The organism is Elioraea tepida (genome assembly GCF_019203965.1).
GTDB lineage: Bacteria > Pseudomonadota > Alphaproteobacteria > Acetobacterales > Acetobacteraceae > Elioraea_A > Elioraea_A tepida.
Map to the genome: position 1 here is coordinate 285,532 of NZ_CP076448.1, position 11,336 is coordinate 296,867.

At 71.8% G+C, this 11,336-nt stretch carries 11 protein-coding genes; 10 read left to right on the forward strand and 1 reads right to left on the reverse strand.

All coding sequences use genetic code 11. The features are described from left to right. Window positions 1-5: 5 nt before the first annotated feature. From KO353_RS01370 to KO353_RS01390, 5 genes are all read left to right on the forward strand, one after another. Window positions 6-2,294 (forward strand): sensor histidine kinase NtrY-like, encoded by a 2,289-nt coding sequence (locus tag KO353_RS01370; protein WP_235691976.1) that lies wholly within the window; start codon window positions 6-8, stop codon window positions 2,292-2,294. After that, complete coding sequence (gene ntrX / locus KO353_RS01375; RefSeq protein ID WP_218285996.1) at window positions 2,284-3,693, forward strand: nitrogen assimilation response regulator NtrX; 1,410 nt, start codon at window positions 2,284-2,286, stop codon at window positions 3,691-3,693. The genes KO353_RS01370 and ntrX overlap by 11 nt, the downstream gene beginning before the upstream one ends. After that, window positions 3,686-4,216: a YbaK/EbsC family protein gene (locus tag KO353_RS01380; protein WP_218285997.1), complete on the forward strand. Its 531-nt coding sequence runs from the start codon at window positions 3,686-3,688 to the stop codon at window positions 4,214-4,216. The genes ntrX and KO353_RS01380 overlap by 8 nt, the downstream gene beginning before the upstream one ends. Then, window positions 4,213-4,677, forward strand: a complete 465-nt coding sequence (locus tag KO353_RS01385; protein ID WP_218285998.1) for a GNAT family N-acetyltransferase — start codon at window positions 4,213-4,215, stop codon at window positions 4,675-4,677. Before KO353_RS01380 ends, KO353_RS01385 begins: the two co-directional genes overlap by 4 nt. A gap of 142 nt (window positions 4,678-4,819) precedes the next feature. Continuing rightward, window positions 4,820-5,191, forward strand: a complete 372-nt coding sequence (locus tag KO353_RS01390) for a hypothetical protein (protein ID WP_218285999.1) — start codon at window positions 4,820-4,822, stop codon at window positions 5,189-5,191. A gap of 12 nt (window positions 5,192-5,203) precedes the next feature. Here the strand turns inward: KO353_RS01390 and erpA are convergent, their stop codons facing one another. Beyond that, window positions 5,204-5,590, reverse strand: coding sequence for an iron-sulfur cluster insertion protein ErpA (gene erpA, locus KO353_RS01395; RefSeq protein WP_218286000.1), 387 nt, complete (start codon window positions 5,588-5,590; stop codon window positions 5,204-5,206). 94 nt (window positions 5,591-5,684) lie between these two features. Between erpA and KO353_RS01400 the strand changes: the two genes are divergently transcribed. From KO353_RS01400 to KO353_RS01420, 5 genes are all read left to right on the forward strand, one after another. After that, complete coding sequence (locus tag KO353_RS01400; RefSeq protein WP_218286001.1) at window positions 5,685-6,863, forward strand: deoxyguanosinetriphosphate triphosphohydrolase; 1,179 nt, start codon at window positions 5,685-5,687, stop codon at window positions 6,861-6,863. Window positions 6,864-6,892: 29 nt separating this feature from the next. Beyond that, entirely contained in the window at window positions 6,893-8,665 is a 1,773-nt protein-coding gene (gene argS / locus KO353_RS01405) for an arginine--tRNA ligase (RefSeq protein ID WP_218286002.1), read from the forward strand. A gap of 69 nt (window positions 8,666-8,734) precedes the next feature. Next, window positions 8,735-9,619, forward strand: a complete 885-nt coding sequence (locus KO353_RS01410) for an SPOR domain-containing protein (RefSeq protein WP_218286003.1) — start codon at window positions 8,735-8,737, stop codon at window positions 9,617-9,619. 4 nt (window positions 9,620-9,623) lie between these two features. Next, on the forward strand, window positions 9,624-10,640 hold the full coding sequence (nagZ, locus tag KO353_RS01415) for a beta-N-acetylhexosaminidase (protein WP_218286004.1): 1,017 nt from the start codon (window positions 9,624-9,626) through the stop codon (window positions 10,638-10,640). Continuing rightward, window positions 10,637-11,335 carry a site-2 protease family protein gene (locus KO353_RS01420; protein ID WP_218286005.1) on the forward strand — a complete coding sequence of 233 codons (699 nt, stop codon included), beginning with the start codon at window positions 10,637-10,639 and terminating at the stop codon, window positions 11,333-11,335. Before nagZ ends, KO353_RS01420 begins: the two co-directional genes overlap by 4 nt. Window position 11,336: the final 1 nt, after the last annotated feature.

Genomic DNA, 11,336 nt, shown 5'->3' on the forward strand with positions numbered 1-11,336 from the left:
CGGCGATGGCCGCGGGAGCGATGGCCGAGAAGCTCGATGCGGCCGAAGGTGCTGCCGCGCGGCGCGGCGCGCTCAGGCGCGCGCTCGACTGGGTTGTGGTCGGCCGCGCCGGGCGGTGGCTCACCCTCGGCATCGCGCTTGCGGCGATCGCGGCCGGTGTCGTCACCTTCGCCGCCGTCACCGGAACCGGCGCACTCGGCCTTCCCCCCGGCTCGATCCTCTGGCTCGTCAACGTCAACCTCGCCCTGCTCCTGATCCTCGCCGCTGTGCTTGCGGTTCGGGTCGTGCGCGTGTGGGTGGAGCGTCGCCGCGGCTCGGCGGGCTCCCGTCTGCATGTCCGGCTCGTGCTCCTGTTCGGCCTCGTCGCGGTGACGCCGACGATCATCGTCACGGTGTTCTCGGCGGCCTTCTTCAACCGCGGCCTCGAGAACTGGTTCAACCAGCGCGTCCGCACCGCTCTCGAGGAGAGCCTCGCCGCCTCCAAGGCCTATCTCGAGGAACACCAGCGCACGATCCGCGCCGATGCGCTCGCGATGGCCAATGACATCAACCGCGCCGCGCCGATGCTGCTCACCCAGGGGCCGACCGTCTTTTCGCTCCTGCTTGAGCGGCAGATCGCCTTCCGCGGCCTGACCGAGGCGGTTGTGTTCAACCCCGCGACCGGCCGGCCCGTCGCGACCGCCGGCCTGCTCGTTCCGCCGGTAGGCGACACCGTCCCCGGCTGGGCGATCGACTTCGCCCGCACCGGCGAGGTGGCACTGCTCGAACCGACCCGCCAGGACAGGGTGCGGGCGGTCGTCGCCCTCGACCTTCCGGGCCCGCTGATGCTGCTCGTCGGCCGGCCCGTCGACGCCGACGTGCTCGGCCACATGGAACGGACCGAACAGGCAGTGGCCGAGTATCGACGGCTCGAGGCGAGCCGGTCGGGGCTCCAGATCACGTTCGCGCTGATCTTCTCCGTGGTCGCTCTTCTGATCCTGTTCGCCGCGGTCCTGGTCGGGCTCGTCATCGCGGGCCAGCTCGCGCGCCCGATCTCCTCGCTCGTCTTCGCCGCCGAGCGCGTGCGCGCGGGCGACCTCGCGGTGCGCGTGCCGGAGCGCCACTCGGACGACGAGATCGGCGTTCTCGCGCGCGCTTTCAACCGAATGATCGGCCAGCTCTCGGCCAACCGCGACGAGCTGATGGACGCCTACCGCCAGATCGACGAACGCCGGCGTTTCACCGAAGGCGTGCTCGCTGGCGTCTCGGCCGGCGTGATTGGCCTCGACGGGGAGGGGAGGATCAACCTGCCCAACCGCTCCGCCTCTGAGTTGCTCGGGGTCGATCTCGTCGCCCATCTCGGCGAGCGGCTCGCCGATGTCGTGCCCGAGTTCGCGCCGGCGCTTGAACGCGCTGCCGCAAGCCCCCGCGGCACGGCCGGGATGGAGGTCAGGATCGGGCCTGCCGCGTCGCGGCGGACGCTCGTGCTCCGGATCGATGCTGAGCGGGCGGAGGACAGGATCAGGGGCTTCGTCGTCACCTTCGACGACGTCACCGCTCTGGTCGCCGCGCAGCGCCAGGCGGCATGGGCCGACGTGGCGCGCCGGATCGCGCACGAGATCAAGAACCCGCTCACGCCGATCCAGCTTTCCGCCGAGCGGCTGAAGCGGAAATACCTTCCCGAAATCCAGTCCGATCCCGAGACATTCCGTCTCTGTACCGAAACCATCGTCCGGCAGGTCGGCGACATCGGCCGGATGGTGGACGAGTTCTCCGCCTTCGCGCGCATGCCGCAGCCAGTTTTGCGGCAGGAGGATCTCGGCGAGATCGTCCGCCAAGCCGTGTTCCTGCAGCGCAACGCCCACCCCGAGCTCGCGTTCGAGCTCGCGATCGAGGAGCCGGCGCCGGTGGCGCAGTGTGACCGCCGGCTGATCGGCCAGGCGGTGACCAACCTGTTGCAGAACGCAATCGACGCGGTGGCGGCGCGGCCGGGGGCGGGGCAGATCAGGGTCGCGCTCGCCGCCCGCGACGGTTGGGCCGAGATCACGGTCGAGGATGACGGCGAAGGCCTGCCGGCGGAGGGGCGCGAGTCGCTCACCGAGCCCTATGTGACGCGGAAAACCAAGGGAACCGGGCTCGGCCTTGCGATCGTGAAGAAGATCATGGAAGACCATTTGGGCCGGCTCGAGCTGTTGGACCGGCCGGACGGCAAGCCCGGAGCGCGCGTCACCCTGTCGCTGCCGCTCGCCGTCCCGGCGGCCGAGCCCGTGCCGTCGGTCGAGGCGGGGATGCAGAAGGCGGCGCATGGCGCATGACATCCTGATCGTCGATGACGAGCCCGACATCCGGATGCTGGTGACCGGCATCCTCCGCGACGAGGGCTACGAGACGCGCGAGGCGGCCGACAGCGACTCGGCGATCGCCGCGTTCCGCGCCCGCCGCCCCTCGCTCGTGGTGCTCGATGTCTGGCTGCAGGGCTCCCGCCTCGACGGGCTCGGCATCCTCGAGGTGCTGCACCGCGAGGAGCCGCAAGTGCCGGTGGTGATGATCTCCGGCCACGGCACGATCGAGACCGCGGTGCAGGCGATCCAGCAGGGCGCCTACGACTTCATCGAGAAGCCCTTCAAGGCCGACCGGCTTCTGCTCGTCGTCCGCCGCGCGATCGAGGCAGCGCAGCTGCAGCGCGAGAACAGCGAACTGAGGCTGCGCGCCGGCGCCGAGACCGAGCTGATCGGCACGAGCCCGCAGATCCGCGAGCTCCGCTCGGCCGTGGAAAAGGTCGCGCCCACCGGCTCGCGCGTGCTCATCACCGGCCCCGCTGGAGCCGGGAAGGAGGTGGTCGCGCGCATGCTGCACATCCGCTCGCGCCGCGCGAACGGGCCGTTCATGGTGCTGAACTGCGCCACCCTTAACCCGGCCCGGCTCGAGGACGAGCTGTTCGGCGTCGAGGCAGGGGCGGATCCGCTCACGAGCCCACGTCGCGCCGGCACGCTCGAACATGCCCATGGCGGCACGCTCCTGCTCGACGAGGTGGCCGACATGCCGCTCGAGACCCAGGGCAAGATCGTGCGCGTGCTGCAGGACCAGGCCTTTGAGCGCATCGGCGGGGCGACGCGCGTCAAGGTCGACGTGCGGGTGATCGCGACCACCAACCGCGACCTCGGCGCCGAGATCCAGGCCGGCCGGTTCCGCGAGGACCTGTTCTACCGGCTCAACGTCGTGCCGCTTCGGGTGCCCGCGCTGCGCGAGCGTCGCGAGGACATCCCCGCGCTCGCGCGCCACTTCCTCGCCCGCTCCGCCGAGAGCTCCGGCCTGCCCTTGCGCGACCTCTCCGAGGACGCGCTCGCGGTCTTGCAGACCTATGACTGGCCCGGCAATGTCCGCCAGCTGCGGAACCTTATGGACTGGCTCCTGATCATGGCTCCCGGCGAGCCGCGCGAGCCGATCCGCGCCGAGCACCTGCCGCCCGACATCGGCGCCGCCGCGCCCACCGTTCTGCGCTGGGACAAGTCGGCCGAGATCATGGCCCTGCCGTTGCGCGAGGCGCGGGAGCTGTTCGAGCGGCAGTATCTGCTCGCCCAGCTCAACCGTTTCTCCGGCAATATCAGCCGCACCGCAAGCTTCGTCGGCATGGAGCGCAGCGCGCTGCACCGCAAGCTCAAGACCCTCGGCGTGCATGCCGATGACCGGGTCGCGGCAAACGGCAATGGCTGAGCCCAAGCCGCGCCCGGCCCCCGGGCCGGTGGCGTCGCCTCAGGAGGGCGGCTCGGTCGCGCGCGTGCGGGCCGCGCTCGCCGCTGCGGGGCACCCGGACACGATCCGCGCCTTCCCGGAAGGCACGCGCACCGCCGAGGATGCCGCACGGGCGGTGGGGTGTTCCGTCGCCGAGATCGCAAAAAGCCTCGTGTTCCGGCAGAAGGGGTCGGCCCGGCCCGTGCTCGTGATCGTCTCCGGCGCCGATCGCGTCGATCTCGACCGCCTCGCTGCGATCCTCGGCGCCCCGATCGAACGGGCCGAGGGGCGCTGGGTGCGCGAGGTGACGGGCTTCGCGATCGGCGGTGTGGCGCCTCTCGCACATCTCACCCCACCTCTCGTGCTGATCGACGCGCGGGTGATGGCGCTCAGCCGCGTCTGGGCGGCGGCGGGAAGCCCGGCGCATGTGTTCGAGATCACCCCCGAGCGCCTGCTCGCCCTCTCCGCCGGGCGGGTAGTCGAGGTCGCAGCGGAGCCTCGGTGACCGACGCCGCGATCCGCCCCTTCGCCGACATCGACGGCGAGGCCTTCGCCGCTCTCGCAGCGGCGGCGCGCGCGGAAGGTCACCACTTCCTCGACCGGATGCTGGCCGACTGGCATGCCGGCATCACCCGGTTCGACCGCCCCGGCGAGGTCGTGCTCGCGGCCTGGGTCGGCGACACGCTCGCGGGGCTCGTCGCGCGCGGGCGCGACCCGCATTCGAACGACCCGACGGTCGGCCGACTGCGGCACCTCTATGTGCGCCCCGAGATGCGGGGAAAGGGGATTGGGCCGATGCTAGCCCGCGCGGCGCTTGCCGGGGCGGAGGAGCAGTTCCGGCTCATCCGCGTCCGGCTTGGGCCCGATCATGCCGCGGCGGCGGCGATGTATCTCGCTCTCGGCTTCGTCCCGATCGCCGGCGACCCGTTTGCGACCCATGCGCTCGCTCTCCGGCCCGGGGCCTGATCGGAGCGGGCCCGGCTGCGCGATGCCGTGGCGGGCCGGCGGTCCGGAGAGTGAGGAGGCCCGCGGCCGGGAGCAGGTTGGGCATGGGTTCCGCCCTTACCCCCGTTTGCTTTACGCTGCCTGCCACGGGAGATCACGTGCGATGAAGGGGCTGATCGCGGCCGTCGCCGTCATCACGATTGCTTCGGTTGGCGTGGCCTCGGCGCAGATGGGCGGCGCCGGGCACGGTGCGTTCGACGGCGCGTGGGTGATCGATGTCGTGACCGACCAGGGTCCCTGCGGGCGCGGCTTCGCCGGTGACTACACCATCTCGGGCGGGCAGATCTCGGGCAGGTTCAGCGGCGCGGGGGGCATCAGGCCGGTCACGGGAAGTGTCGGCCCCGATGGCACGCTCGTGATGCGGATCGGCGGCAGCGACGGTCTCGTCCTGCGCGGCCGTCTTCAGTGGCGCGTGGGCTGGGGAGAGTGGGAAAGCCCCGCCTGCTCCGGCCGATTCATGACCAACCGGCGCTGACCCAACGTCGGTTCAGCCGACCGAGAAGGAGCTCCCGCAGCCGCAGGAGGATGTGGCGTTCGGGTTTCGCACCGTGAAGTGCGAGGCCATCAGCCCGTCCTCGTAGTCGACCTCTGCGCCGCCGAGGAGCTCGAGCGAGGTCTCGTCGACCACGAGCCGTGCGATGCCAGCGTCGAACACCCGGTCGTCCTTATGGACGGCCGTATCGAGCGAGAACCCATACTGGAACCCCGAGCAGCCACCGCCCGAGACGGTGAGGCGAAGCATCAGAGCGGGGTTGCCTTCCTGCGCGACGATCTCCGCCACGCGCCGCGCCGCGGCAGGCGAGAGACGAACCTCGCGCGCCGAGGCGGCCGGTGCGGCCGTCGCGGGGGCAGGGGCAGGAGCGGCGTGATCCATCTGCGAACCTCTCGCACCAAGATCGGCGTCCGCCGCCCTGATGTCAAACCTCGACGGTTGCGGCGGAGGGCCGCACCGGCGCACCCTGACACGGATGCCCGACTCGGCCAACTATCCGCATCCGCTCGCTGCCTATGCGGTGCCGCATGACCGCACGCGCGGCCGCCTTGTCGCTGAACCCTGCTCGGGAACACGCGGGCCGTTCCAGCGCGACCGTGACCGGATCGTGCACTCGACCGCCTTCCGGCGCCTCAAGCACAAGACGCAGGTCTTCGTCGCCGCGGAAGGCGACCACTACCGCACGCGTCTAACCCACTCGCTCGAAGTGGCCCAGATCGCGCGCAGCATCGCCCGCCTGTTGCGTCTCAACGAGGATCTCGCCGAGGCGCTCGCGCTCGCCCATGACCTCGGCCACCCCCCCTTCGGCCATGCCGGGGAGGAGGCGCTGAACGCCGCGATGCAGCCCTTCGGCGGCTTCGACCACAACGCCCAGGCGCTGCGCGTCGTCACCCTGCTCGAGCGTCGCTACGCTGCCTTCGACGGTCTCAACCTCACCTGGGAGACGCTCGAGGGGCTGGTCAAGCACAACGGGCCGGTCACCGACCCGCCGGCCTATGTCGCCGCCTTCGCCGCCCGCTTCGACCTCGACCTCGCAAGCCACGCCTCGGCCGAGGCGCAGGTGGCCGCACTTGCCGACGATCTCGCCTACGTCACCCATGACCTCGATGACGGGCTTCGCGCGGGGCTGTTCACGCTCGCCGAGGTCCGCACCCTGCCGCTCGTCGGGGAAGCGGTCGCGGCGGCGGAGGCAGATTGGCCCGGACTCGCCCCGCCGCGGCTGCACCACGAGACGATCCGCCGGCTGATCGACCGGCTGGTGCGCGACCTCGTGGCCGAGACCGCGTCGCGGCTCGAGGCGGCCGCGCCGCGCGATTCGGATGCCATCCGCCGGCTCGGCGCCCCCGTGGTCGCCTTCTCGCCATCGGGGGCGGAGGCGGTGCGCGTGATCAAGGCGTTCTTGGTCGCCCGCATGTACCGGCATTTCCGGGTCAACCGCATGACGCTGAAGGCGCGCCGCGTGGTCCGCGAGCTCTTCGCCGCCTTGGTCGCAGAACCCGCCTGCCTGCCCACCGAGTGGCAGGAGGGAGCGGGGGCCCCCGGCTCGGACCGCACCGCGCTTCAGGTCTGCGACTACATCGCCGGCATGACCGACCGCTTCGCCCTTGACGAGCATCGCCGCCTGTTCGACCTGAGCGCGACTGAGACGGCCTGAGGGCCACGCTTCCTCCGCCCGGAGTGTGCATGAACATCTTCTCGACGTTCCGCGAGGTCGTGCGCGAGGCCGTGCTCCGCCTCGCCCCGGACGTGCCGGCAGAGCTCGTCGCAGCGATCGGCGTCGAGCCGCCACGCGATGCCGCGCACGGCGACATCGCCACCAACGCCGCGCTGGTGCTCGCGAAGGCGACTCGGCAGAACCCGCGCGCCTTCGGCGAGCGCCTCGCTGCCGAGCTCGCGCAGCATCCGGCGGTGGCGTGCGCCGAGGTCGCGGGCCCAGGCTTCGTCAATCTTAGCCTCGAGCCCGGCTTCCTGCGCGCACGGCTTGCCGACATCCTGCATGCGGGCGCCGACTACGGTTCGAGCACGATCGGCGGTGGCGAGCGGGTGAATGTCGAATACGTCTCCGCCAACCCGACCGGGCCGATGCATATCGGCCATTGCCGCGGCGCCGTGGTGGGCGATGCGCTTGCCGGGCTGCTCACCAAGGCCGGCTTCGCGGTCACGCGGGAGTATTTCGTGAACGACGCCGGCGCGCAGGTCGAGGCGCTCGCCTGGGCGGCCTATTGGCGCTACCTCCAGGCGCTCGGAACCCCCCTGACCGAGGCCGAGTTCGAGGCGCTCGTCCCGGGCGGGCTCCAGTATCGCGGCGCGTATCTCGTCCCGGTCGGCGAGGGTCTCGCACGGCGCCATGGTCTCTCCCTGTGCCGCGAGGGGGCAAGGCCCGCCGAACCGTCCGTGTGGATGGAAACCGTTCGCGCGGAAGCCGTCGCAGCCATGATGGAGACGATCCGCGACGACCTCGCCGCCCTTGGCGTTCGGCATGACGTGTTCGTCTCGGAGGCCGAACTGGTCGCCTCGCGGCGGGTGCACGAGACGCTGGAACGCCTCACGGAACGCGGCCTCATCTACACGGGCGTGCTTGATCCGCCGAAGGGCCAGAAGCCGGAGGACTGGGAACCGAGGCCGCAGACCCTGTTCCGTTCGACGGCCTTCGGCGACGACATCGACCGGCCGCTGCGCAAGAGCGACGGCAGCTTTACCTACTTCGCCAACGACATCGCCAACCACGCCGACAAGCTCGCGCGCGGCTTCCGACGCATCGTCCAGGTCTGGGGCGCGGACCATGCCGGCTATGTCAAGCGCATGGAGGCGGCCGTCCGCGCCCTCGACGAGGGCGCCTCGTTCCGCGTCCTGCTCTGCCAGATCGTGCACCTGATGAAGGGCGGGGAGCCGGTGCGTATGTCGAAGCGCGCCGGAACCTTCGTGACCCTGCGCGAGCTGATCGACGAGGTTGGCCGCGACGTCGTCCGCTTCATCATGCTCACCCGTCGGTCGGACGCGCAGATGGAGTTCGACCTCGACCGAGTGCGCGAGCAGACCAAGGACAACCCGGTGTTCTACGTGCAATATGCGCATGCGCGCTGCCGGTCGGTGCTGCGGCATGCGGCAAGTCTCGGTTTTGACGTCCACCCGGCGGCGCTCGCCGCCGCACCGCTCGATCATCTCTCCGACGAGGCCGAGCTCGCGCTGATCCGCACCCTCGTCGCCTGGCCGCGGGTGGTCGAGCAGGCGGCGGTCGCGTACGAGCCGCACCGACTCGCGTTCTATCTGTATGATGTGGCTGCGGCGTTCCATGGCCTTTGGAACCGCGGGCGCGACGAGGCGGAGCTCCGCTTCATCCAGCCCGAGGCGCCGGAGCCGACGCGGGCGCGGCTCGCGCTCGTGCAGGCGACGGCGACGGTGATCGCCTCGGGCCTCGAGACGATCGGGGTGACGCCGGTCGAGGAGATGCGCTGAAACGGCCACGGTCAGGGCTATGCGGGACGGGAGCGGGGATCAGGCGTCGGCGATGGGCGGTCAGGGGCGATGAACGGCAAGCTCGACATCCCGGAGGCGGGCGGCTGGGCGAAGCCACCGGCGACGGCGGTGGCCGATCCCGCCTGGCGTCGCCGTGACCGCAGGCGCTTCCGCTGGGCGTTCTGGCTCGGCGGCCTTGCCCTCGTGTCGCTTGCGGGCGCTGTGGCGATGCAGCTTCTCGGCGGCCTGCCGCAGGACGGTGACGAGGCGCCGCTGATCTCTGCCGACCCAACGCCTGTGCGCGTCCGACCGGACGACCCGGGAGGGATGCGCGTCGCTAATCTCGACAAGGCGGTCTATGACCAGCTCTCGCGTGCCGCCGTACCGAGAAGCGGCGGGGGCGAAGGCACCGGCCAGCGCGTGGAGAGCCTCCTGCCGCCGCCCGAGGCGCCGAAGCCCGTTCCGGTCGCTCCACCCGCCTTGCCGGCCCAGCGCGCCTCCCTCGCCGAGAGCGAGACGCCCCGCGAGCAGGCGACGCCGGCCGAGCGAGCCGCCGCTCAGCCGGAGGCCGGCACGGCGCCGAGAAGCGGGCAGGCCCCGCCTCCTCCCGCCGCCTCCTCGCCCCCGGTCACGCCTCCCTCACCCCAGCCCTCGGCCCAGCCGGCAACGTCGTCCCAAGCCGCGGCGGCGCCGCCGGGTGGTACGGGCAGTATCCAGGTGCAGCTCGCCGCCGTGCCAACGGAGGCCGCGGCCCAAGCCGAGTGGGAACGGCTTCGTCGCCGCATGCCGGACCTGCTCGGCCCGCTCCGCCCCTCGATCAGCCGCGGGGAGCGCGACGGCCAGCCCTTCTTCCGGCTGCGCGCGGGCGGGTTCGCGACCAACGCGGAGGCGCGCAGCTTCTGCGACCAGGTGCGGGCCCGCGGCGGGTCCTGCTTCGTCGCCCCGGCGGGATGACCTTGTGGCAGCCGCGGCCCCTCGCGCAGCGATCATCGGCGTCTCCGGCCCCGAGCTCGGCGCGGCCGAAGAGCGCCTGTTGCGGCGCCGCCCGCCGCTCGGCCTGATCCTGTTCGGCCGGAATATCGTCGACCCCGCCCAGGTGTTCGACCTCACCGCCGCCTTCCGCCGCGCCGTGGGGCGCGAGGACGCGCCGGTGCTGATCGACCAGGAGGGAGGGAGGGTCGCCCGGCTTCGCCCGCCGCACTGGCGACATCCGCCCGCCGCCGCCGTGTTCGCCGCGCTCGCCGCGCGCGACCCCGCTGCCGCCCGGCGCGCTGCCTTCCTCAACGCGCGGCTGATCGCCGACGATCTGTTCGCGATCGGCATCACGGTCGATTGCGCTCCGGTGCTCGACCTTCCCGTGCCCGGCGCGCACGAGGTGATCGGCGATCGTGCGCATGGCAACACACCGCGCCTTGCCGCAAGCCTCGGCCGCGCAATGGCACGCGGCCTGCTCGCCGGGGGCGTGACGCCCGTGATGAAGCACATCCCCGGCCACGGACGGGCGACCGCGGACAGCCACCACGCCCTCCCCGTGGTCGAGGCGACGGAGGCCAAGCTGCTCTCACGCGATGCAAAGCCATTCGCCGCTCTCTCCGGGCTGGTTCCCTGGGCGATGACGGCCCATATCATCTATGCTGCCCTCGACGATGCACGCCCCGCCACGCTCTCGCCTGCCGTCATCCGCTTTATCCGGCGCAAGATCGGGTTTCGCGGAGTGCTCGTGACCGACGATCTCGCCATGGGCGCGCTCGGCGGCGAGCCGGGCGCCCTTGCCCGAGCGGCGATCGCCGCCGGCTGCGACCTCGCGCTCGAGTGCCCGGGCGATCTCGCGCGCACGGAGGCGGTTCTCGCCGCGGTTCCGGAGCTCTCCGCCGCCACTGCCCGCCGGCTGAAGGCGGCCGCGCGCGCCGCCCTCTCGCCGCGACGCTTCGACCGTGCCCGTGCTGAGCGGGCGCTTGCCGCCCTGCTCGCATGATCGAGGCGATCCTCTGGGGGTTCCTGGTGATCGCGCCGGGGGCGCTGGTCGCGATCGTCCTGCACGAGGTGGCGCACGGGTGGGCGGCCAATGCCCTCGGCGACCCGACCGCCCGGCTGCACGGCCGGCTCTCCCTCAACCCGGTCCGGCACGCCGACCCGGCGGGAACCGTCGCGGTGCCGCTGATCCTGTTCGCCGCCCAGATGCTGACGATCGGTCGCGTCGAGGTGATGTTCGGCTGGGCGAAGCCCGTGCCGGTCGACCCGCGCCACTTCCGCAATCCGCGCGCCGGCATGGCCTGGGTGGCCGCGGCGGGGCCGGCGATCAACCTCGTACTCGCGTTCCTGTTCGCGCTGGCGGGCCACCTTGTCGACCCCCTGCCGCGCTCGCTCGCCGAGTATGCGGTGCAGCTGATCCTGTTCGCGGTTCTGATCAACCTTCTCCTGATGCTGTTCAACCTGTTGCCGATCCCGCCGCTCGACGGCGGGCGGATCCTTGTGGGCCTGTTGCCGGAGCGGCCGGCGCGGGCGCTGGCGCGGCTCGAGCCGGTGGGCTTCCCGATCATCATCCTCGGCTTCTTTCTCGTGCCTGCCCTGTTGCGCCAGGCGGGCATCGCCTCCGACCCTCTGGGCGCGATCCTGTGGCCGCCACTCGCCTTCTTCCGGCGGCTGGTCTTCGCCGCCGCCGGGTTCTAGA

What these genes read in the sequence shown, in the direction of transcription:
- KO353_RS01370 (WP_235691976.1), top strand. Translation starts at nt 6, where the DNA reads ATGGCCGCGGGAGCGATGGCCGAGAAGCTCGATGCGGCCGAAGGTGCT.
- ntrX (WP_218285996.1), top strand. Translation starts at nt 2,284, where the DNA reads ATGGCGCATGACATCCTGATCGTCGATGACGAGCCCGACATCCGGATG.
- KO353_RS01380 (WP_218285997.1), top strand. Translation starts at nt 3,686, where the DNA reads ATGGCTGAGCCCAAGCCGCGCCCGGCCCCCGGGCCGGTGGCGTCGCCT.
- KO353_RS01390 (WP_218285999.1), top strand. Translation starts at nt 4,820, where the DNA reads ATGAAGGGGCTGATCGCGGCCGTCGCCGTCATCACGATTGCTTCGGTT.
- erpA (WP_218286000.1), bottom strand. Translation starts at nt 5,590, where the DNA reads ATGGATCACGCCGCTCCTGCCCCTGCCCCCGCGACGGCCGCACCGGCC.
- KO353_RS01400 (WP_218286001.1), top strand. Translation starts at nt 5,685, where the DNA reads ATGCCCGACTCGGCCAACTATCCGCATCCGCTCGCTGCCTATGCGGTG.
- argS (WP_218286002.1), top strand. Translation starts at nt 6,893, where the DNA reads ATGAACATCTTCTCGACGTTCCGCGAGGTCGTGCGCGAGGCCGTGCTC.
- KO353_RS01410 (WP_218286003.1), top strand. Translation starts at nt 8,735, where the DNA reads ATGAACGGCAAGCTCGACATCCCGGAGGCGGGCGGCTGGGCGAAGCCA.
- KO353_RS01420 (WP_218286005.1), top strand. Translation starts at nt 10,637, where the DNA reads ATGATCGAGGCGATCCTCTGGGGGTTCCTGGTGATCGCGCCGGGGGCG.